This is a genomic window from Verrucosispora sp. WMMA2044 (assembly GCF_027497155.1).
Lineage (GTDB): Bacteria > Actinomycetota > Actinomycetes > Mycobacteriales > Micromonosporaceae > Micromonospora > Micromonospora palythoicola.
In genome coordinates this window covers 3,035,277-3,057,296 of the sequence record NZ_CP114913.1, presented here as the reverse complement: position 1 = coordinate 3,057,296, position 22,020 = coordinate 3,035,277, and the positions used below count along the sequence as shown (strand labels likewise).

17 protein-coding genes and 2 pseudogenes are annotated in these 22,020 nt (G+C 73.2%); 10 read left to right on the top strand and 9 right to left on the bottom strand.

Annotated elements, in window-relative coordinates; translation table 11 throughout:
* Positions 1-22 precede the first annotated feature (22 nt).
* Entirely contained in the window at positions 23-724 is a 702-nt protein-coding gene (locus O3597_RS13835; protein WP_281604387.1) for an MBL fold metallo-hydrolase, read from the bottom strand.
* Between the two features lie 123 nt (positions 725-847).
* The gene (locus O3597_RS13830) at positions 848-1,606 is read right to left on the bottom strand and encodes a class I SAM-dependent methyltransferase (RefSeq protein ID WP_164450172.1); all 759 of its coding nucleotides are present in this window, start codon (positions 1,604-1,606) and stop codon (positions 848-850) included.
* Between the two features lie 241 nt (positions 1,607-1,847).
* Here O3597_RS13830 and paaI point away from each other — a divergent pair.
* Both paaI and O3597_RS13820 read left to right on the top strand, forming a co-directional pair.
* Positions 1,848-2,291 (top strand): annotated as a pseudogene (gene paaI / locus O3597_RS13825) (hydroxyphenylacetyl-CoA thioesterase PaaI); the annotation flags it as partial.
* A 157-nt stretch (positions 2,292-2,448) separates the two neighbouring features.
* Positions 2,449-3,015 carry a dienelactone hydrolase family protein gene (locus O3597_RS13820; RefSeq protein WP_281604536.1) on the top strand — a complete coding sequence of 189 codons (567 nt, stop codon included), beginning with the start codon at positions 2,449-2,451 and terminating at the stop codon, positions 3,013-3,015.
* A gap of 738 nt (positions 3,016-3,753) precedes the next feature.
* On the opposite strand, the pseudogene O3597_RS13815 reads toward O3597_RS13820, so the two are convergent.
* Positions 3,754-4,887, bottom strand: a pseudogene (locus O3597_RS13815) (adenylate/guanylate cyclase domain-containing protein); the annotation flags it as partial.
* Between the two features lie 236 nt (positions 4,888-5,123).
* Here O3597_RS13815 and O3597_RS13810 point away from each other — a divergent pair.
* The 5 genes from O3597_RS13810 (at position 5,124) to O3597_RS13790 (ending at position 13,575) form a co-directional block, all read left to right on the top strand.
* Positions 5,124-7,997, top strand: a complete 2,874-nt coding sequence (locus tag O3597_RS13810) for an AAA family ATPase (RefSeq protein ID WP_281604386.1) — start codon at positions 5,124-5,126, stop codon at positions 7,995-7,997.
* Between the two features lie 185 nt (positions 7,998-8,182).
* Entirely contained in the window at positions 8,183-8,962 is a 780-nt protein-coding gene (locus O3597_RS13805) for a DUF5995 family protein (protein ID WP_281604385.1), read from the top strand.
* 303 nt (positions 8,963-9,265) lie between these two features.
* Positions 9,266-9,661, top strand: coding sequence for a hypothetical protein (locus tag O3597_RS13800; protein WP_164450167.1), 396 nt, complete (start codon positions 9,266-9,268; stop codon positions 9,659-9,661).
* 58 nt (positions 9,662-9,719) lie between these two features.
* Positions 9,720-11,810, top strand: a complete 2,091-nt coding sequence (locus tag O3597_RS13795; protein ID WP_164450166.1) for an amino acid transporter — start codon at positions 9,720-9,722, stop codon at positions 11,808-11,810.
* Between the two features lie 193 nt (positions 11,811-12,003).
* On the top strand, positions 12,004-13,575 hold the full coding sequence (locus O3597_RS13790) for a hypothetical protein (protein WP_216592487.1): 1,572 nt from the start codon (positions 12,004-12,006) through the stop codon (positions 13,573-13,575).
* 84 nt (positions 13,576-13,659) lie between these two features.
* Here O3597_RS13790 and O3597_RS13785 read toward each other — a convergent pair whose 3' ends face one another.
* From O3597_RS13785 to O3597_RS13760, 6 genes are all read right to left on the bottom strand, one after another.
* Positions 13,660-13,866 carry a hypothetical protein gene (locus O3597_RS13785; RefSeq protein ID WP_164450165.1) on the bottom strand — a complete coding sequence of 69 codons (207 nt, stop codon included), beginning with the start codon at positions 13,864-13,866 and terminating at the stop codon, positions 13,660-13,662.
* A gap of 85 nt (positions 13,867-13,951) precedes the next feature.
* Positions 13,952-15,157 carry a low temperature requirement protein A gene (locus O3597_RS13780; protein ID WP_281604384.1) on the bottom strand — a complete coding sequence of 402 codons (1,206 nt, stop codon included), beginning with the start codon at positions 15,155-15,157 and terminating at the stop codon, positions 13,952-13,954.
* Positions 15,158-15,334: 177 nt separating this feature from the next.
* Positions 15,335-16,147: a helix-hairpin-helix domain-containing protein gene (locus tag O3597_RS13775; RefSeq protein WP_281604383.1), complete on the bottom strand. Its 813-nt coding sequence runs from the start codon at positions 16,145-16,147 to the stop codon at positions 15,335-15,337.
* 221 nt (positions 16,148-16,368) lie between these two features.
* Entirely contained in the window at positions 16,369-17,718 is a 1,350-nt protein-coding gene (locus O3597_RS13770) for an NAD(P)/FAD-dependent oxidoreductase (protein ID WP_281604382.1), read from the bottom strand.
* Positions 17,719-17,732: 14 nt separating this feature from the next.
* Positions 17,733-18,080 carry a TcmI family type II polyketide cyclase gene (locus O3597_RS13765; RefSeq protein WP_164450162.1) on the bottom strand — a complete coding sequence of 116 codons (348 nt, stop codon included), beginning with the start codon at positions 18,078-18,080 and terminating at the stop codon, positions 17,733-17,735.
* Positions 18,081-18,170: 90 nt separating this feature from the next.
* A complete protein-coding gene (locus O3597_RS13760) occupies positions 18,171-19,013 on the bottom strand; it encodes a BTAD domain-containing putative transcriptional regulator (protein WP_281604381.1) in 843 nt (280 codons plus the stop codon).
* 398 nt (positions 19,014-19,411) lie between these two features.
* Here O3597_RS13760 and O3597_RS13755 point away from each other — a divergent pair, with 398 nt between their 5' ends.
* The 3 genes from O3597_RS13755 to accB are packed head-to-tail and all read left to right on the top strand — an operon-like array spanning position 19,412 to position 22,013.
* A complete protein-coding gene (locus O3597_RS13755; RefSeq protein ID WP_164450160.1) occupies positions 19,412-19,738 on the top strand; it encodes a TcmI family type II polyketide cyclase in 327 nt (108 codons plus the stop codon).
* A complete protein-coding gene (locus O3597_RS13750; RefSeq protein WP_164450159.1) occupies positions 19,735-21,429 on the top strand; it encodes an acetyl-CoA carboxylase carboxyltransferase subunit alpha in 1,695 nt (564 codons plus the stop codon). Before O3597_RS13755 ends, O3597_RS13750 begins: the two co-directional genes overlap by 4 nt.
* Positions 21,426-22,013, top strand: a complete 588-nt coding sequence (gene accB / locus O3597_RS13745; protein WP_281604380.1) for an acetyl-CoA carboxylase biotin carboxyl carrier protein — start codon at positions 21,426-21,428, stop codon at positions 22,011-22,013. The genes O3597_RS13750 and accB overlap by 4 nt, the downstream gene beginning before the upstream one ends.
* The last annotated feature ends 7 nt before the right edge of the window (positions 22,014-22,020 follow it).

Here is a 22,020-nt window from a genome sequence, read left to right as displayed (position 1 = left end):
GTCGGCCTGGGCCGGCAGGGGCTCAGCCGGCGATCGCCGCCCGGGCCTCGTCGAGGGTCATCGGCGGGCTGCGGCTGGAGACGTACCAGCCGATGTCGTCGTCGAGCAGCCGGCCGACAAGGGCGAGGTCCGGTTCGTCCGCCGGCGTGCGCAGGTGCGCCGGTGGCGGATACCAGCTGTCGCCGAGCAGCATCACCCCCGAATCGGGTACCACCACGATCGTGGAGTCCGGGGCGTGCCGGCCGCCGACATGGCGAACAAGCACACCGGTGGGCAGCTCCAGCTCGTCGGTGAAGACGCGGGTCGGCGGCAGCACCCGCAGTTCGTCCCAGGAGTCGACGGCGAGCGCCCGGGCCCGGAAGCTCGGCCCGAGCCGTCGGTTGCGCCGTATCTCCTCGCGCAGGTACCGGGTGCTCCACGGCCGGTCCGCCTCGGCGCGCAGCAGTTCCGCGCCGCTGACATGTCCGACGATCTCCACGTCCGGCCACGCGCAGGCGCCCCAGACGTGGTCCCAGTGGTGGTGGGTGTAGACCAGCCACCGGGGTGCCGGTAGGCCGGCGGTGCGCATCGCGGCCTGGAGCTCACGGGCGTGCGACGGGCTCTGCCCGGCATCCACGAGTACGCTGCCCCGCTCGTCGGCGATCACCGCGACCCCGGCCTGCACCCACTCCGGCTCGGGGTCCCCCGGACAGAGCCAGACCCGCCCCGCAAGATGTTCGAACACCACCACCACCTCACCCTAGCCCCGCCCCCTGCTGTCGCGATCATGCAGTTGTGGCACCGGACGGAGGGGGCGAACGCGGAGGAATCAACGACCACCACTGCATGATCGCGAGGGGTGGGGTGGTCAGTGGACGGCGATGACGGCGGCGTCGGCGGCGCCGCGCCAGAGGGTGCCGACCTCGGTGAAGCCGGCGTCGGTGAGGGCGGTGAGGTGCCAGGAGATCGGCGGCGTCCACTCCGGGCTGTGTCCGGTCGGGTAGATGGCGTGCCGTTGCCGCACCAGCGGAGCCAGGTTCGGGTCCTGCTCGGCCTGTTCCCACCACTGCGACCAGGACAGCACGGCACCCGCGGCGTACCGGGCCGCGCGGTGTTCCTCGGCGCGGGCGAGCAGCCGCTTGGTCAACTCGGGCAGCCCGTCGTCGGGCATGTGATCGGCGTTGACGAACACGCCGCCCGGTCGGAGCAGGTCGTGGATCTCCGGGTAGAGGGCGCGCAACCGTTCCGCCGGCAGCCAGTGCAGGGCGGTCGCGGTGAGCACGGCGTCGTAGCGCCGGTGCGGCAGAGCCGTGGCCCAGTCCGGCCGACTGAGATCGGCCGTGACGATGGTGGCCCGGTCGTCGAGGGAGGCGGTGGCGAGGGCGAGCAGCGCGGGGTCGAGGTCGACCAGGGTGACCTCGGCGTCGGGGAAGCGGCGCAGGGCACGCATCGAGATGGTGCCGGTGCCGCCGGCCAGGTCCAGCAGCCGGGGTGGGGCGGCCTCGCGGACGGCGTCGACGGCGTCGAGCATGGCGGCGAACCGGTGCTCGCGGTCGGGCAGGTACGCCTCCTGCTGGCGGTCCCAACTTTCCTGCCAGGCGGCGGCATTGCTGATGTAAGGACTCATAGTGATCACGCTAGTTACTGGACGGACTACCTGTCCAGCCTTGTTGCCAATCTTTTGCAACTACGAGAGAATGGCGGGGCGATGATCGGATCGGGTCGGACCGGACGACGGTCCGACCCGATCTCGCCTCGGCCGGCACGCCCCGCCGGACCGAGCGACCCACGAGGCCGTCGTCGAACCTGGGCCGGGAGCCGCCTGCGCTCGGGGAAACCCGCGCGCACGTGCGCCGACCGGTGCTGCCATGATTTTCGTGAGCGAGGGCGAGGCGCCCGGCCGGAACGGACTGGACCAGGTGGAACCACAGCGCACCGCCGCGCACGAGATGTTCGACGCCGACGTGGCCTCCAACCGGCTCGGCATCGAGCTGCTCAGCGCCGCCGACGGCACGGCGGTGGCCCGGATGCGGATCACCGACGACATGGTCAACGGACACCGCATCGCGCACGGCGGTTTCGTCTTCCTGCTTGCCGACACCGCGTTCGCGCTGGCCTGCAACAGCCACGGTCCGGTGACCGTCGCCGCCGGCGCCGACATCACCTTCGTCCGCCCGGCCCGGCGGGGAGACGTACTGGTCGCCCGGGCCAGCGAGCGCACCCGGTACGGCCGCAGCGGCATCTACGACGTCACCGTGTGCCGGACCGACGGGGAGGTGGTCGCGGAGTTTCGCGGCCAGAGTCGGACGCTGCGCCCGATGTCCGACCCCGACCCCGACGGTGACGCACCGGAACCGGGGGAGCGGGACCGGGCATCGGCAGCCGAGCAGCGCCGCTGAGCCGGTCGTCCGGTGCGGTGCCCGCGCGCGCCGGCCCGTGGTGGGCGCCGGGGTCGGGCACGATGTCCCGATGGGACACGTCGTGCTCTTCCACTCCGTGTACGGGCTGCGACCGGCGGTGCTGGCGGCCGCCGACCGGCTGCGCGCCGCCGGCCACCGGGTGCATGCGCCCGACCTGTACGGCGTACCCGCCGTGAACTCCGTGGCGGAGGGTTTCGCGGTGTTGGAGCGGATCGGCCAGCAGACCGTCCTGGACCGGGCACGCGCGGCGCTCGACGGACTGCCGCCCGACACCGTGCTCGCCGGCTTCTCGATGGGTGCCGGGGTCGCTGGCGCGCTGCTCGCCGAACGAACCGAGGCCGCCGGCCTGCTGTTGCTGCACGGCACCGGAGGGTCTGCGGCGGCGGTGCGTCCCGGCCTCCGGGTGCAGCTGCACCTTGCCGACCCGGATGCCTACGACCCACCCGACGAGGTCGACGCGTGGCAGCGGGAGATGACCGCGGCCGGAGCGGATCTCGTCGCGCACCGGTATCCCGGGGTGGGACACCTCTTCACCGACCCGACCGTCGCCGACCACGACCCGGTCGCCGCGGCGCTGACCTGGGACCGGGTCACGGCCTTCCTCGCCCGAGGCTGACCTGACGGTCCGGAACCGGCAACCGGAGTGCGGGCTGCGGCCGCGGGTCAGGGCCGGCGCCCCTGCCGGACGCGCCGCAGGCGGCTCCCGGTGCGTGACGGGCGGCGCCGTCGCGATGCCGGCCGGGCGGTCCGGGTCGAGATGGTCCGGGCCCGTCGCGCTCGTCGCCGCGCCTCGTGCAGCCCGCCGGGCGAAGGCGGCGCGTACGGCTCGGGGCAGCCGGGCACGGGCGACCTGCCGCACCACCGGGTCGGCCACCTCGTAGCCGCCGGCCGGCCGGGCGAGCAGCAGGCCGTCGCGGGTCAGCGTGGCCAGCTCCGTCGCCGCCCGGCCACCCGGCCAGTCAAGGACATCGGCCAGTTCCGCCACCGTGCGTCCCGGCAGGAGCGCGGCGGCCATCAGGACCGCACGCGCACCACCGCCGAGACGGTCCAGCCGCGCCTCGACGACCCGACGGACACCCTCCGGCACGGGTAGCGCCGCCAGGTCGCCGTCCGCCCCGAACCGGCCCGGCCGAGCGAGCCCGGCCAGCGCGGTGAGCATGCGGACGTAGGCCACCGCACGGCCAGGGTTGCCAGCGGTCACGGCGATCAGCCGGGGAGCCAACCCGGTCGGTTGGCCGGCCCGGCGCAGCAGTCGGCGCAGGAGCCGGCCGGAGCTGATGGTGTCCAGCGGTGACAGGCGGACCCCGGCTCCCCGGCGGGCGGCGACGCCGCGCTCCCGGTCACCGGTCGCGACCAGCAGCAGTGGCAGGTCACGTTCGTCGGCCAGGTCGACCAGCGTGGCCAGTTGGCGGCGCAGCGTCGGCGCGGCACGGTCGAGATCGTCGACGGCCACCACCACCGGTTGCCGTCGCGCCAGGCTCAGCAGCACCTCCCACCAGTACGTCACCGCACGGGCCTGGCCGGGCGTCACCCCGAGCAGGTCGTCCACTGTGTCCAGGGCGGGCGTCAGCAGCTCGGCCGGCACCAGCGGCGTCAGGGCGGCCGCGAGCCGGCCGCGTACCGTCTCGGGGTCGTCGGTGACGTGCGCCCGGGCCAGCCCGCGGACCAGGTCCGCGACGGGCTGCAGCGGCGCCTCCGGACAGGGCGGGCAGGCGGTGGGACACCAACGCACCGGGACCCGGTTCAGCGTGCGGGTGGTCCGCACCAGTTCCCGCAACAGGCTGCTGCGCCCGCTGCCGGGCGGGCCGAGCAGCAGCACCCGGCGCTCGCCGCGCCCGCGCGTCGCCTCGGCGAGGTGCTCGCGGGCGACGGCCAACTCCCGTCGCCGGCCGAGCAGTGCGCCGCCGTGGCGTGGCGGTCGGGGACGTTCGGTGCCGGTGGCGTGCCAGACGTCGACCGGCAGTGTCTTGCCGGCGACGGTCACCGCCGGGACCGGACGCTGGGCGATCAGCCCGGCGACGGCTCGATGGGTGGCCGGGCAGAGTGCCACTCCACCCGGTGGGGCGTGTTCCTGTAACCGGGCGGCGAGGGTGACGACCGCGCCGCTGGCGACGCCGTGCCCGCCGTCGTGGTCGGTGGCCAGGTCGACCACGGCCTCGCCGGTGGCGACGCCGACCCGGACCCGCAGCCCGGGGGCCAGCCGGAGACCGTCGAGCACCCGCTGGATCTCCAGCCCGGCGCGCACCGCCCGGTACGCGTCCCATCCGTCCGCGCGGCGCGCGCCGAACAGCGCCATCACGGCGTCGCCGACGTACTTCTCCACCGCGCCGTTCCACCGGCGGAGCACCCGGGCGACGCCGCCGAAGTAGGCCCGCTGCAGGGCGCGGACGTCCTCCGGGTCGAGCCGGTCGACCAGCCGGGTCGACCCGACGATGTCGACGAAGAGGACCGTGACGGTCCGCCGCTCCTCCGCCACGGGCCAACGCATCCGCCCTCCGGTGGCCTGACCAGCGACAACAGAACTGGGCATGGAGATCGCACCCTGCCTCTCCCCCCGTTCGCGCCGACGATGTCCGGAGCCTGTCACCGCTGGTCCGACGGCGGATCGGCAGAACGACGTATGTCGGCCGGACGCAACCTTTGGTCGCAATGTCGACGCGATGAGTAGGACAGACGCCAGGCACCTGTAGAACGGGGGCGGAACCTGTGACTAGGCTGCGAGCCATGGCCAGCGACGTGGACACCACACCGCTCGTGGGTCGGGACGACCTGGTGGCGACGGTACGATCCGCGCTGCTCGACGACGTGGCGCCCGGACACACGGCGGCGGTGTTCCTGACCGGTGAGAGTGGCGTGGGCAAGACCCGGCTGCTGCGCGAGGTCGGCGACCAGTTGGGCCACGGTGGTGCCCTGGTGCTCACCGGGTCCTGTCTGGACATCGGTGACGCCTCCCCGCTGCACCCGCTGCGGCAGGCGCTGCGCCGCCTCGACGCCGACCTCGCCCCGCCGGCCGCGGCGTCCGTGCGCGCGCTGCTCGGGGTGTTCGCCGAGGACCGGGCCGGCCCGGACGGCGCGGGCGCGTTGCTGGAGCGGGTGTCCCGGGGGTTGAACGTGATCGCCGGTGGCCGCCCGCTGGTGCTGGTGCTCGACGACCTCCAGTGGGTCGACCGGACGACCCGTCAGCTTCTGCTGTACCTGCTCGCCGGCCTCGGTGACCTGCAACTGTCGGTGCTGGCGGCGGTGCGCTCGGAGTCGCTGCAGGGTGCGCATCCGTTGCGTCGGGTGCTCACCGAGCTGCGCCGACTGCGGTCGGTGCGGGTGCTCGATCTGGCTCCGCTGGATCGGGCCGGCACCGAGGAGCTGGCCACCGCGGTGATGCGTCGGCCACTGCTGCCCGAGGCGGCCGAGCAGCTGTGGCAGCGCAGCGGCGGCAACCCCTTCGTGGTCGAGGAACTCTCCCGGGAGCTGCGCGACGGTCGGGACGGCCTGTCCGACACCCTGCGTGAGGTCTTCCTGGCCCGGGTGGACGACCTGCCGCGACCGGCCCACCGGGCCGTGCACGCCGTCGCCGCGGGAGTCGAACCGGTGGAGCACTGGCTGCTCGCCCGGGTGGTCGGGCTGCCGGAGCACGAGCTGCTCGACGCGGTTCGGGCGGCGGTGTCCCATCGGCTGCTCGTCGGGTCCGCCGACGGCTACCGGCTGCGTCACCGGCTCGTCGCCGAGGTGCTGGAGGACGAGCTGCTGCCCGCCGAGCGGGCGGTGCTGCACCGCCGCTACGCCGAGGCGTTGACCTCCGCGCCCGCCGAGTTGCACCAGGCCCGGTTGGCCCATCACTGGCGGCTCGCCGGTGAGCCGCAGCGGGCGTTGCCGGCGGCGGTGGCCGCCGCCGAGGAGGCGGAGCGGCTGTACGGCTACGCCGAGGCGCATCGCCACTGGTCGGTGGCGGTGCAGTCGGCCGAGGGGCTGCCCGACGTCGACCGGGCCACGCTGCTGGGGCGGGCGGCCGAGGCGGCGCACCACTGTGGTGAGTACGCGCGGGCGTTGGCTCTGCTCGAAGAACTGGCCGGTGCCGACACCGACCTTCCCGCCTGCGAGCTGCACATCCGGCGGGCCCGTTACCTGGCCGCCGCCGGCCGTTCCGCGCTGGCCGAGGTGGAGTACGAGCAGGCCCTCGCCGTCGCCGACTGCACCCCCGGTCAGCGGGCGACCGCCGCCGCCCGGCTGGCGGAGTTGCTGCTGCAACTCGGCCGGTACGCCGAGGCGGGCGAGCGGGCGCGCGAGGCGCTGGCCCTGGCCGAGCAGGTGGAGGGCGCGACCACCGAGGTGGTGCTGGCCAGCGCCGCGCTGGGCTTCTCCGAGGCGTACCGCCAGGATCCGGACGCCGGCCTGGCGGTGCTGCGGCGGGCCCTGGCCACCGCCGAGCGGGCCGGTCGTCCGGAGGCCGTCGCGTTGGCCTATCTGCACCTGGCCGAGCTGCTGACCGGGCCGCTGAACATCCTCGAGGAGGGCGTCGTGGTCGCCCGCCGGGGGGCCGAGCGGGTCGCCGAGCTGGGGCTGGGTCGTTCCTACGAGACCCGGTTGCTGGCCATCGCCACCAACGGACTGTTCCGGGTGGGACAGTGGGCCGAGGCGGAGAAGGTGGTCGCCTCGGCACTGCGGCACCGTCCCTCCGGCGCGGACGCCGTCGAGCTGCTGCTGGCCCGCTGCCGGCTGTCGGTCGGCTACGGCGACGTCGAGGCGGCCGATCGGGATCTGGACGCGGTGGCGACCATCCTGGCCGGCGGCGGTGCCCGACACGTCATTCCGCTGCTCACCCTGCGGGCCGGGCTGGCCATGTGGCAGGGGCGGCACGACGTGGCCCGGCACGCCGTGCAGCGGGGTCTGACCGAGACCCGCTCCGACGACCTGGTCATCCTTGCCGTGCTGGTCTGGCACGGGCTGCGCGCCGAGGCGGAGGCGCACGCCAGCCGCACCGTCGCCGTCGACGACAACGCGGTGCGCCGGCTGCGCGGGATCGCCGACCGGGTGGCGGAGCGCAGCGAGCGGGCGGCTCGGCCGGTGCGCTACGTGGTCGACGGGTATCTGGCGCTGTGCGCCGCCGAGGTGAGTCGGCTCGACGGGGCGGATCCGGAGCTGTGGGCACGGGCCGCGGCCGAGTGGGACCACCGCAACCATCCGTACCCGGCGGCGTACTCGCGGCTGCGTCAGGCGGAGGCGTTGCTGGCCAGTCGCCGCAAGGCCGCCACCGCGGGGAAGCTGCTGCGCCAGGCGTACCAGATGGCGCAGGCGCTGGGTGCGGTGCCGTTGACCGACGAGATCCGTACGCTCGCCGGGCGGGCCCGGGTCGCGCTGGAGGAGCGCGGCGCGGTCGGGATGCCGACGTCGGACGGGTCGGGTGGTGAGGAACTGGCCGCCCTGACCGCGCGGGAACGTGAGGTGCTGGCCGCGGTGGCCGAGGGGCTCACCAACAAGGAGATCGGCCAGCGACTGTTCATCAGCGAGCGGACCATCGGGGTCCACGTGTCGCACATCTTCGACAAGCTCCAGGTACGTACCCGGGTCCAGGCGAGCGCCATCTTCCTGCGTAGTCGCGCGTAGGTGTCGGATACGTCGTTCTACTGATGTCCGCGCGGCGGACGCCTGAAAGTCTGAGCCCGGCGTCGCAACGGGCACGACGACGCCGGCGAGCAGCCTGGAGGGGACATGAGCGAGCGCGGCGAGCGGATCAACAGGGTCAGCGCTGTGGCGCGCCGCGCCGGCACGCCGCGAAGCGGGGTGTGCGCGTGATCGCGTGTGGGGAGCCGGTGTGGGGGCCGGTGCACCGGGACATCGTCGATCTGTTGGCCGATCACCCCACCGACGTGCCCGCCGTGGTCGACCACCTGACCAAGCTGCAGGACATGCTGGTCCGTCTCCCGCCACTGTTGGACAGCTGCCCGCTTGCCGACTTCAACAAGCTGTATCTGACCATCACCAGCAGCGTGCTGGACGGGCTCTACACCGACCGTTTCGTCGATCCGGTCTTCCTGTCCCGACTGGACGTCGAGTTCGCGGCCCGCTACTTCGACGCCTTACGTATGTGGAGCGACGCCAGCCCGGGCACGCCCCGGGCCTGGACGTGCCTGTTCGAGCGGATGCGCGGGCCGGACGCCCGGCCGCTTCCCTCGGCGGCGGCCGGTGTCAACGCGCACATCAACTTCGACCTGCCGTTCGCGCTGGTCACCACGTTCGACCACCTGGAGTCCGAGCCGGTCGACGGCAGCGACCAGCACCGCGACTACCTGGAGATCAACAAGATCTTCGCCGACAAGATCCCCGGGCTGCGCCGGGGCTACCTGGAGCAGTGGCAACTGCTCATCGACATGCTCAACGGCGACATCGACGACTGGTACCAGGGTGAACTGATCGGTTACACGCGCGATGTCGCCTGGCGCAACGCGCAGCGGATCTGGCGGTGCCGGCACGACCCGCACCAGCATGAGCGCGAGCGCAGGCGGCTCGACGACACGGCCGCCGCGCTCGGTCGGTTGCTGCTGTCGCCCCTCGGGGCGTTCCTGCAGTAACCGGGACGGGGGGTCCCCGCGCCCCGCCCACCTGTGGGCGCGGGGACATCCGACCCGAGGCCCGGGCGGCAACGTCCGGGGGTGGCCGTCGGGGGGCCACGGGGAGCACGGGGGAACCACGGGGGGGGAACCACGGGGAACAGGGGCCGGCCGGCCCGGGGGGTGTCGGCCGGCCCCTGCGGGGTACGCCGCGACCATGACCGCTGTGTCCCGGCGCCGTCCTGCCGCCCGACCGCGACCGCGCCCCGCCGCCCCACCGCGCCCCGCTCGGCCCGGAGATCGCGCCGGCCGCGGAGCCCGGTGATGACCGCTCAGGTGTTCGAGTTCCGCTTCGAGTCGCGGTTCCGTTGGCTGCTGGCGCTGATCGGGGTCCGGCCCGGCACCGCCTGGGTGCGGCTCGACTCCGGTGAGCTGCTGGTCCGGTTCGGCCCCTGGCGGCTACGTACCGAGCGACAGAACGTCGCGGATGTGCAGCGCGGCGGCCCCTACCGCTGGTGGCGGGTGATCGGCCCGCACCTGTCCGGCACCGACACCGGCGTCACCTTCGGCACCACCACGGCCGCTGGGGTCTGCGTCCGGTTCGTGCGACCGGTGCCCGGCCTGCTTCCCGGCGGATGGCCGCGTCATCCCGGGATGACGGTCACCGTGGCCGACCCCGCCGACCTGGCCCGGGCGCTGGCCGCACCCGACGGCGGCTGACGCCCCGGCGGCGGTCCGACCGAACCACCGGTCTGTTCGACAACGGCGAGGCGGGGGCATGGGGGACGGGACGAGAGCGCGACGAGGCCGGGAACGCCGCCGCCCGGCGCCCGGCGCGCCGGAGCCGGGGTTGCGTGCCGCGCGGGATCCCACGCGCAAGGGGGAACGGGCGGGGCGGCGGGTCACCGTGCCCGAGCGGGTGGCCGTGCCGACCGGTCCGGCGGCACCGGAAAGCCGGCTGCGCCGGTGGTTGTTCGTCCACCGGGTGCAGCCGGTCGGGCCGGAGACCGCCGAGGGACAGACCCGGTCACACGCCTGGTGGCGGGTGATGTGCCTGACCGGCGTCGATTACTTCTCCACCCTGTCCTATCTGCCCGGCATCGCCGCCCTGGCCGCCGGCGCGCTGTCTCCGGTGGCGACGCTGCTGATCGTGGCACTGACCCTGTTCGGCATGTTGCCGATGTACCGCCGGGTAGCCGGGGACAGTCCGCACGGCCAGGGCTCGGTGGCGATGCTGGAGCGACTGCTGCCGTTCTGGCGGGGCAAGGTATTCGTGCTGGTGCTGCTCGGGTTCGTCGCCACGTCCTGGATCGTCACGATCACCCTGTCCTCGGCCGACGCCACCGTGCACGTGCTGGAAAATCCGTACCTGCCGGAGTGGTTCGGCGGCACCGGCGTCGCCGTCGGGGTGACCGTCGTCCTGCTGCTCATCCTCGGTGCGGTGTTCCTGCTCGGCTTCCGGGAGGCGGTGGCGGTGGCCGTGCCGCTGGTGGCCGCCTTCCTCGGGCTGAACGCGGTGATCGTGGGGGTGTCGCTTGCCGAACTGGCCGGTGATCCCCGTCCACTGGCGGACTGGACGGCGGCGCTGACCACGGGCGGCGGTCCGGGTGAGGTGGCGCTGACCGCCGCGCTGGCCTTCCCGCTGCTGGTGCTGGGCCTGTCCGGTTTCGAGACCGGGGTCAGCATGATGCCGTTGGTGGCGGGGAAGGGGCCGGATGCGCCGGCCCGGCTGGCCGCCCGCATCCGCAACACCCGGCGGCTGCTCACCGTCGCCGCGTTGATCATGTCGGTGTACCTGCTCTCCACCACCTTCGTCACCGCGGTGCTCATCCCGCCCGAGGCGTTCGCGCCGGGCGGAGCCGCCAACGGACGCGCGCTTGCCTATCTCGCCCACGAGCAGGTCGGTGAGGCGTTCGGTACCGCCTACGACGTGAGCAGCGTGCTGATCCTCTGGTTCGCCGGTGCCTCGGCGATGGCCGGGCTGATCAACATCGTGCCGCGTTACCTGCCCTCGTACGGCATGGCCCCGGAGTGGGCTCGCGCGGTGCGTCCGGTGGTGATCGTCTACACGCTCGTCTGCATCGTGCTGACCGTCGTGTTCCGCGCCGACGTCGACGCGCAGGCGGGGGCGTACGCCACCGGGATCCTCGCGATGATGGTCTCGGCGGCCGTCGCGGTGGCCATCGCCGCCGCCGGCCGCCGGCAACGTGGCGTCGCCGCCGGGTTCACGGTACTCACCCTGGTGCTGCTGTACGCGCTGGTCGAGAACGTGATCGAGAAGCCGGACGGGATCGCCATCTCCGGGCTGTTCATCCTCGGCATCATCGCCGTGTCGCTGGTGTCCCGGGTGACCCGCACCACCGAACTGCGGGCGGAGCGGGTCGAGTTCGACGAGACGGCGCGGCGGTTCGTCGCCGACTCGGTGGCCCACGACGGCCGCCTGCACCTGATCGCCCACAAGCGGCGCAGTGGGGCAATCAAGGAGTACACCATCAAGGAGCGGGCACAGCGGGGCCTGAACCCGGTCCCCGGGGCGACCGACGTGCTCTTCCTGGAGATCGACGTGGTGGATCCCTCCGGGTTCCGTCACGTGCTGCGGGTGTGCGGCGTCGAGGTGGGCGGTTACCGGGTGCTGCGGGCGAGCAGCCCGGCGGCGCCGAACGCCATCGCCGCGATCCTGCTGGCGCTGCGGGACGCCACCGGCGTACGCCCGCACGCCCACTTCGAGTGGTCGGAGGGGAACCCGATCGCCCACCTGCTGCGCTACCTCATCCTCGGTCGGGGGGACACCCCGCCGGTGGTCCGGGAGATCCTGCGCAAGTCCGAACCCGATCCGGCGCGCCGCCCCGGGATCCACGTCGGAGGTTGAGCACCAGCTCCCGCTGTCCGGTGACCGCCCCTTCGGCCAGACATGAAGCCGAATGGGGTACGCATTCACTTATGCCTGATTTGCTCCATGTGTCGCCGTACGGTGGCCTCTGGTGGGCTGAGGCGATGTCAGCCACCCCGCGCCCGATTCGGTGCGGCCGTGTTTTTCGCATGCACGAGAGGCAGGAGCGCTGATGTCCACGTACCAAGGGAGCCGTGGGTCCACCCGACCCGGTCGGCGGTCCCGGTGGTTGCTGGCCGGTGGCCTGGTGGCGGGCAGCCTGGTGGCCGGGGCGGCGGGCCTGACCGCCGTCACCGCCTCGGCCGCCGACCGTGACCCGGCGGCACCGGACCCGGGCCGGCCCGCGGCGATGTACCAGGATGACGTACCCGGAGTCGACGAGACACCGCAACGCCGGGGGCCGGACCGGCAGCGACCCGAATGGCGACACGACGCCGGCGCGACGCCGGACAGTTCGGCAGGTGCGACCGGCCGGTCCACCGGTCACCACGGGCGCGCACCGGACGGCACGGTGGTGCCGGTGCCCTGCGACTCGGCCCGGCTCATCGCGGCGCTGGTGCGGGCGAACGCCGAGGGCGGTGCCACCCTGCGACTGGCGGAGAAGTGCACGTACACGTTGACCCACGCGTTCCAGCAGCCCGACGAGTACGACGGCGGCATCCGCGACGCGCGGGAGGCCGCCGACACCGCCGAGAACCCCGGCGACGCCGAGGCTCCGCCGCGCAATCCCGCCGACGACAAGGCGGGACTGCCCGTGATCTACCACGGGATCACCATCGAGGGCTCCGGCGCGACCATCGTCCGGGGCGTGCACGCTCCCGACTTCCGCTTCTTCACCGTCCGGGACGGCGGCGAACTGACTCTCCGGGACGTCACCCTGCGCAACGGCCGTTCGGCGGCGGAGGGCGGCAGCATCCACATCGTGCACGGCGCCACGGCGGTCGTCGAAGGGGTGACCGTCGTCGGCAGCACCTCGCTGTCGGCGGAGGGCGGCGGCGGTGCCATCTTCAACGACGGCAACCTCCAGATCAGCGACAGCAAGCTGATCGGCAACCGGGCCGCCGGCACCCAGGGCAAGGGCGGGGGCCTGCTCAACGGCGGCGTCATGACCATGCACCGGACCGAGTTCCGGCACAACAGCGCGGTCAGCTACGGCGGTGGCCTGGCCAATTTCCGGGCCGCCGGCGACGTCTACTCCTCCACCTTCGTGCAGAACAACGCCGGTCAGGGCGGTGGGATGGCCAGCTTCTCCGCGCGTACCAAGGTCTTCGACACCCTGGTGGCGCAGAACAGCGCCGAGACCGGCGGCGGGCTGGCCAACTCCGACGCCGTGCTGGTGCTGCGCCAGCTGACGATCCGCGACAACATCGCCACCGGCAAGGGCGGCGGCATCTCCACCTTCCAGGGCCTGTTGCCGCTGGACGACAGCGTGATCAGCGGCAACACCACGCGCGGAAACGGCGGCGGCATCCATGCCGAGAGGTCGAACCTGCTCGTGCGGGGCAGCGACGTCAAGGGCAACGCCGCGGTGGGCAAGCGGTCGCAGGGTGCGGGGCTGTTCGTGACGGCGGGCTCGACCGCGCTCTACCGCAGCCACGTGCTCGGCAACCAGTCCACCGTCAAGGCCGGCGGGATCCAGGCCGAGCGGGCCCAGGTCAAGATCGATGACGACAGCGTCGTGGTCGAGAACTCCCCGACCAACTGCCTGGGCAGCAAGGTGCCGGTGGCGCACTGCTTCCGTTGAGCCGGACGTCCGGCCCGGGATCCGCGCCGACGACCAGGGCCCGTGTCCGCAGCCGGCACGGGCCCTGGTCGTGCGTCACCGGGCTCACTGAGAGGGCTGGGGCAGCTCGCAGTCGACCTCCGGGTTGGCGCCGACGTAGTTCAGCGGCCCGGCGGCGATGGTCACCAGGATCGTGCCGACCTCGGCGCAGTTGGTTTCCTCGTCGCTGTAGTAGCCGCGCTGGCCGGCGGCGATGGCGCCGATGACGAGCCAGATCACGACGAGGACTCCGAATATCGACGTGCCGCGCATGGCTTCCTCCAAGATTCGGGGATCGGGTTGCAGGGTGTGGGCCTTGTACCCAGACGCGCCGAGCGGCTAACGAGACCGGCGGGCCCTACGGTGGCATGGGCGCCTCGGGCGGACGACCGCGGCTGCGGCGAAGGTCGTCCAGCGCCACCCCGGCGAGCACCAGCAGCGCGGCCAGCGAAGCGCTGAGTGCCGGCAGGAACAGCACCGCCGGTGCCACAGCCAGCAGCGCCACCACGCCGGCGGGACGCGACCACGACATCCGGTTGAAGACCTCGCGTTCGAAGAGGGCCCGGCCGGCCAGGAACAGTGCCGGGCCGCCGAGCATGATCGCCGCCCAGGTGGGCGGGGTACGCGCGGGCAGAGTGTGGGTGTGCAGCACCAGCTCGAAGCCGGCCGCCGTGGCGACCACCCCGGCGACCATCACCAGATGGGTGTAGGGGGAGGTGTTCAGGAAGCGGATCGGCGTCCTCGTGATCTTGATGGCGATTGGCAGCAGCTCCCCGGCCTTGTGCACGTAGATCCGCCAGAGCAGCAGCGTGGTGGCGAAGGCCAGCAGCAGCGCCACGGCGTCCTCGAACTCAGAGTGGTTCGTGGTGTAGGCCATGCCGATGACGAGGATCGCGTCGCCCAGGGCGATGGTGTAGAACTGCTGATACCGCTCGGCCAGGTGCTCGGCGGTCAACCTGAACAGGGCGGCGGGGACGCGGCCCAGCCCGGGCACCGGGTAGGACAGCCGCAGCCCGAGGTAGTCGAGGCCGAGGGCGAGCAGCCACAGCGCCATCCGGGGTTCCGCCGAGACGAAGGCGCCGCCGATCCACGGCACCGCCGACAGCGTGAACCAGCAGAAGACCCGGGCCGCCCGGCGCTGGATCTCCGGGTCGTTGCGCACCGCCGGGATGATGAACAGGCCGCGCCCGAGGTGGATGGCGACGTACGCACCGGCGAAGGTGAGCCCCCGATCGCCGAACGCCTTGGGGATCGCGCTGGCCATCAGCAGCACCCCGAACATCACCGCGAGGACCAGGGCCTTGATCTCGGTGCGCTCCGGGTCGTACAGGTCGGTGATCAGGGCGGTGATCGCCCAGGTCCACCACACCGCGGCCAGCAGGATCAGCGCCTGACCCGCCCGGTGCCAGTTGATCTCCTCGGCCAGCCCGCGCGAGATCAGCGCCAACGCGACGACGTAGACCAGGTCGAAGAAGAGTTCCAGGAGGGGAACCCGGCGGGTCGTGGACGCGCTGCGGGTAAGAGGTCGCCGTGGGCCGTCGGGCTGTAGGTGGGCGAACGGCACGGATGGCTCCCGGCAGCCGGCGACAGTGCGGCGTGCCGGCGTGGCCGGCGTGTCGACCGTAACGGCGGTTCCGGCCGGAGCGCGTCCGGGTCGGGGCCGGTCACCGGAATGGCGTACCCCGCAGCCGCCGGCGCGGGGCCCGCGAGGGGCGTTCCCGCGACCGGCGGCCCGGAATCGTCAGGACCCGCTGTCGGCCTGGGTGGCCAGCACCTTCGCCTGCTGAGGCCAGGTGGCCAGGCTGGCGGTGGCGCGCAGACCGGCGCTTTTGACGGTCTCCCGCAGCGCGGCCTCGTCCATGTCGGCCAACTGCCGGTAGGTCCGGATGCCCGCACCGTGCAGCGCAGCCGCCATCTTCGGCCCGACGCCCTGGATGCGCCGGAAGTCGTCGGCCTCGGCGGTGACCGGCTCCGCCGTGACCGGCTCGGCTGCGGCGACCGGCTCCGCCGCCATCGGGTCGGCTGCGGTGACCGGGTCGGCCGCCGTGGCCGGCGCGCTGCTGGCCGCAGTGGCCGCGGCGGACTCGGTGGTGGCCGGCGGCCGGACCGGTGGGGTGGCGACCGCCGGTCGGGGTTCCGCGGTCGCGTCCACCGTCGGTCCGTCCTGGACGGCGGTCGTGGTGGCGTCGGCGGGCGGTTGCGACGCCTCGGTGGACTCCGCACCGGTCACCGGCGTCTCGCGGGTGCCGGCGGTCGGCTCGGTTGCGGTCGGGGCCGCGTCGGCCTCGGTGGGCTCGGCCGCCGTGGCGGTGGTGTCGTTGTCCGCCGACGGGGCGGGATCGGGCTCGGTCGTTGGTTCGGTCACGGCGGTCGACCGCTCGGTCCCGGTGGCGACCGGGGCGGAATCGCTCGCCTCGCTGGTCGCGTCGTCCGCCGTACCGACGGTCGGCGCGGTCGGTTCCGCCCGCCGACCGCGCAGCAACAGCCAGCCCACGGCCAGCCCCGCCAACAGCGCCACGAGCAGTATCAGCCAGTTCCCGAAGGACTCGCCCACGGTAACCCTCCCTGAGGTTCACGTCCGGATCGTCGCGAGAAAAACTCGCCGCAGCTTCGCACACGCGCGCCCGGGACGACAGGCAGCCCAGGTAACAGTCCGTACCGGACGCGCGGAGGCTACGGCAGGTGTCCGGTCCGGGACGGACGGTGCGGTCACCGCACGTGATTGGACGCGCCGCGACCCCGGCACCGGGTCGGGTGCCGGGGCCGCGACGAGGATCAGTCCTGCTCGCCCCGGTAGGTGTAGAAGTCGTCGACGAACTTGCGCCGCAACCGGGGAACCCGGCTGGTGACCCGGAAGTATCCCCGGGCACCGAGCAACGCGAGTCGTCCGAACACCGGCTGGTACATGCGGTCGTCACCGTTGGTGCCGCTGCGCCCCAACGAGTCGGCGACCCGGGCGAAGCCGTACGGCACCATCGCCGCCTCGTAGTCGGCGACCGCCTGCACCAGGGTCTTTTCACCGGCGGCGGCGAGGATCAGCTGCCGCCGCAGCAGGTTCGCGTCGCGCAGCGCGGTGTTGGCGCCCACGCCCCGACCCGGCGTCATGGTGTGGATCGCGTCGCCGAGAAGGGTGACCGTGCTGCTTCGCCAGGGCGGCACCGGCTCCGAGGTGGACACCCGGATCGGCAGGGCACTGTCCGGGTCCGCCAGGCTGAGCAGCTCTCGCAGGTGCGGGTGCCAGTTGGCGGTCAGCTCCAGCGCCACCTGGATCAGCTCCGTGCCCCGCCGTCGCATCACGTCCGGCGGGAACCGCCGGGCGGTGCTCCACACCACCACGTTGATGTTGTCGCGGGTGGGGTCGTGCCGCAGCCCCGGCCAGTCGCTGAGCAGTTTCGCGTCCGCCGAACTGGTCTCCGGTTTGAGGCGGCCGTCGCGGTCCCACTTGAACTCCATCACGTGCAGTACGCCCATCACCCCGCCGGTGCCGAAGATGAGCGAGATGCCCCGTTGCACGCTCTCCGGCAGCAGGGACCGGGTGTGTGCGGTCAGCGGCACCCGGGTGGCGATGTTGACCGTGCCGGCGTCCCGGATGACGGCGTGCGGGAGGTACTGACGACGGACCGCCGAGTGTGTACCGTCCGCCGCCACGAGCAGGTCACCGGTGGCGGTGCCGCCGTCGGCGAAGTGGGCGGTGACCGTGCCGTCGTCGTGCTGCTCGTACCGGGTGAAGGTGCGGTCGAAGTGCACCACGTCCTCGAGGCCGGTCAGCAGCACCTGGCGCAGCGTCATCCGGGCCACGGAGCGCTCCGTGTCGACCGGGTGGGTGTCCGGCCGCAGCGGGAAGGACGCGGTGTGGCGCATCTTCTCACTGAGCACGTTGAAGTAGCGCGGCGAGCGGGCACAGGTGGCCAGGTAGATCTCGAACAGCTCCGGCGGCAGGCAGTCACGCAGGGCCCGACTGCCGGTGGGACCGATGCCCACCCGGTAGCCGAGCAGCCCCTCGCCCCTGGCCCGGTGTCGCTCGTAGACCTCGACGTCGATCCCGGCTCGGCGCAGCCCGTGCGCCAGGCAGAGGCCTCCGGTGCCGGCACCGATGACCAGGACGCGCGGTGCTCGGGTCGTCATGCCTCGCTGCCCGCTCAGCCGGCCACGCGCGGTGCCGGAACCTCCGCGCCGTCCCAGCGGTAGAAGCAGTTGGCGATCGCGTCGCGCGGCGAGCGCCAGGTGGGCAGGTACGGCGAGGTGTGCGCGGACAGCCGCTCGTTGACCTGCTGGAACAACGGATGGTTACGGGCCGCCGCGAGGGCGTCCGCGCCGACGTCGTCGGTCTCCATCAGGTGTACGCACAGGTCGTGCAGGCAGTACAGGGACCGGTGGCGTACCCCGGTCAGGCTCGGCAGTTCGGTCTCGTCGGACTCGGCGAAGATCTGTGCCACGCGACCTTCCGCGCCCGGGATGATTCTGCTGACGATCACTAGACGGCTCATCGGATCCCTCTCACCGGTGGGTCGGCCCGGCCGGACACCGGGTACGGGCCGCTGTGGACCCACCCTGTCGCCCGCGCAGTCACCTACCCGTCAACGTCCGGGATCGGTGCGGTGACGCGTCGCCGTCGGGCTCGGCGAAGCGGCGCGGGTGACCACGTGCCGCCGGGGTCCGCCGGTCGGACGGCTGGCCTGGCGAATGGGGTCGAGGGTCTCCGCGAGCAGTGCGCTCATGGCCGGCGACGGCTCCAGTCGCAGTTCCCGCAGCAGCAGGTCCCGGTAGACGTAGTAGGCGTGTACCGCCTCGAAGGCGTTGCCCTCGGCGAGGTGGATGCGGACGACCAGCCGGTGCGGCGTCTCGCGCAGCGGCTCGGCGGCCATCGCCTCCAGCGCCGCCTCCAGCGCCTCACCGTGCCGGCCGGCGGCCAGGTGCTGGCCGGAAACCTGTTCCAACATGTGCAGTCGGAGCTGGCGCAGCCGTTCCCGGTCGGCCAGCACCCAGTCGTCGTACCAGCCGGGCAGCAGGTCGTGCCGGCCGGCGGCGAGGGCCTCGGCGGCGTCGTCCGGGGGGTGGCCGTCGCGAACCCGGCCGGCCGTGTCGATGAGCAAATCGACATCGACCCGGACCAGCGGGTCGAGGCGGACGGTGTCGGCGGCGGTGGTCAGGGGACAGTAGGGATCCTGACGCAGTCGCCACAGTGCGGTCCGCAGTGAGGACAGCGCCCGCTCCTCGGTGACCTCCGGCCAGAGCAGACCGGCGAGGTGGGTACGGGTGGCACCGGGACGCAGCCCGATCAGCGCGATGATCCGTTGCAGGCCGCGGGGCACCACCACGGGAGTGTCCCCGTGGGTCAGCCGGAAGCCGCCGAGCAGGTGCAGCCGGATCTCCGCGTCGTGGGGCTGGCCGGTGGTGGGCGTGGGCGGAACGGCGGCCACGGCGGCACCCCCTGCGGAACGCGTCGGTTGCGGGTCTCGGCCAGGTCCCGGCGTGGCCGCCGTGCCGCCACTGTCGACTCGTCGGGCCGTCGCACGCGGGGTGCGGTGCCGGGTCCGACCGCCGCGAAGATTATCAATCATCGTTACTCTGGGTCAACGATGTTGTCGGTAATGCAACTTGCCGGGTTCTGTGAAACCGCCTCTGAACTGGCCAATCGTCTCGATCATGGTGCCCGTGGCTGCTCAGCTGAATCACAGCTTGCGTCAACTGAGCGTCACCGGCCTGCGGTGTTGCCCGGGGGGCCGGTGACGCCCGGGTGACGCGGTGCTCCGCATCGTGGCGGCAGCCGTCCGGGCCCACCCGATGGCGTCCGACCGGCCCCTGTGGGAGGACCAGCATGGACCGAACGCTCATCGTCGCGAAGGTGGTCCCGACCGCCGAGGCGGCGGTCGCCGAGATCTTCGCCGAGTCCGACACGACCGAACTGCCTCGCCTGGTGGGGGTCCGGCATCGCTCGCTGTACCGCCTGCACGACCTGTACGTGCACCTGATCGAGACCGAGTCGGCCGGCGACGGCGCCGTGGAGGCGGTTCGGGAACACCCCGAGTTCGTCCGGGTCAGCAGCCGGCTGAGTTCGTACATCTCACCGTACCGACCGGACTGGCGGTCACCCCGGGACGCGATGGCGCGCTGCTTCTACCGCTTCGACGGACGCCGGCCATGACCGCCACCGCGCCCTCGGGCGAGACCCTGTGGTCCCGGTGCGGCGGCTGCGCCGCCCTGCTCTACCGTAAGCGGCTGCGCCGCAACCTCGACGTCTGCCCGGAGTGCGGCCTGCACGCCCGACTCGCCGCACCCGAGCGGATCGACCAGCTGGTCGATCCCGGATCGTTCCGGACCCTGCCGGAGCGCGCGGTCGCGGTGGATCCGATCGGGTTCGTCGACGTGCTGCCGTACCCGCACCGGCTCGCCGCCGCCCGCGCCGACACCGGCCTGCCGGAGGCGGTGCTCTGCGGCACCGCCGCGATCGGCGGGTCGCGTTGTGCGCTCGCGGTGATGGACTTCCGGTTTCTCGGCGGCAGCCTGGGCAGCGCCGTCGGCGAGCTGATCACCCGTACCGCCGAGCAGGCGTTGGCGGCGGGCGTCCCGCTGGTCCTGGTCACCGCCTCCGGCGGTGCCCGGATGCAGGAGGGTGCGCTGTCGCTGATGCAGATGGCCACGGTCAGCCAGGCGATGGCCGAGCTGCGCGAGGTCGGGCTGCTCACCGTCAGCGTGCTGACCGACCCCACCTACGGCGGGGTGGCCGCCTCCTTCGCCACCAGCGCCGACCTGGTACTCGCCGAGAGCGGCGCCCGGATGGGCTTCGCCGGCCCCCGGGTGATCCGGCAGGTCACCGGACGCAACCTGCCGGAGGGGTTCCAGACCGCCGAGTTCCTGCTGCGGCACGGCCAGGTCGACATGGTGGTGCCCCGGCACGCCCTGCGTGCCCGACTGGCGACATTGCTCGCCGCGACGGGCACCGGCCGCCGGGCCACGAAGCGGTCCGGCGCGGACGCCCCGCCGCCCGAGACGGCCCGCCCGGTCGAGCTGTCCCGGACACCGGTGCGCGACGCCTGGGAGACGGTACGTCTGGCTCGGCACCCCGGCCGGCCCACCACTCTGGACTATCTGGAGACCACCTTCGACGGCTTCACCGAGTTGCACGGCGACCGGCTCGGCGGCGACTGCCCGGCGGTGGTCGGGGGGTTGGCGCGGCTCGACGGCCGGCACCTGATGGTGATCGGCCACCAGAAGGGACACAGCACCGCCGAGCTGGCCGCCCGCAACTTCGGCATGGCCACCCCGGCGGGCCATCGCAAGGCGTTGCGGCTGATGCGACTCGCGGCCCGACTCGGGCTGCCCGTGGTGACCCTGGTCGACACCCCGGGGGCCGATCCGGGCGTCGAGGCGGAGGAGCACGGCCAGGCGGCGGCGATCGCGGAGAACATCCTGACCATGAGCGTGCTGCCCACACCGGTGGTGACCGTGGTGACCGGGGAGGGCGGCAGCGGCGGTGCCCTGGCCCTGGCGGTGGCCGACCGGGTGTTGATGCTCCAGCACGCGGTCTACTCGGTGATCAGCCCCGAGGGCTGCGCCGCGATCCTCTGGCCCGGTCGCACCGCCGCTCCGCAGGCCGCCCGGGCCCTGCGACTGACCGCACCGGATCTGTGCCGCCTCGGGGTCGTCGACGAGGTCGTACCCGAGCCGGACGGCTCGGCCGCCGACGACCCCGACGCGACCGCCCGGGCCGTCCGCCAGGCGCTGCTGGCGAACCTGCTGCCGCTGCTGGAGGTGCCCGCGGTGACCCTCGTCCAACGACGGCGACGACGCTTCCGCCGCTTCGGCGCCGCACGTGCCCGAGCGGGCATCCGATGAGCGCCGCGCCCACGGTCCCCGCTGCGGCGACCGCGCCGAACGGCGACGGGACCGGGCAGCGGACCGACGGCGTCGCCGGTCAGGAACCCGACCGGCGTCCGACGGCCGACGCCGCCCTGGCCGACCTGCGCCGACACGCCCGGCAGTTCATCGCCGAACTGGCCGACCCGGTGCGCCGGCTGCGACTGCGTCTCGGCGAGGCCGAGCTGGAGGTGGAGTGGGCTCGGCCGGTCGGCCCGGAACCCGGTGCGCCGTCCGGCCCCACGGGTTCCGGTCCCGCCGCTCCCGCACCCCGGCCGCCCGTCGAACCGTCCCCGGCCCCACCGGCGGCGAGTCCCGCGACCCGCGCCAGCGTCCGCTCGCCGATGGTCGGCACCTTCTACCGGTCGCCGCAGCCGGGTGCGGCACCCTTCGTGGCCGTCGGCGACCTGGTCCGACCCGGGCAGGTGGTCGGGATCGTCGAGGCGATGAAACTGATGAACGAGATCGCCGCGGACCGGCCCGGCCGGGTCGTCGAGATCCTGGTCGCCGACGGACAGCCGGTGGAGTACGACCAGCCACTTGTCGCCCTGGATCCGGCCTGAGGGTGGT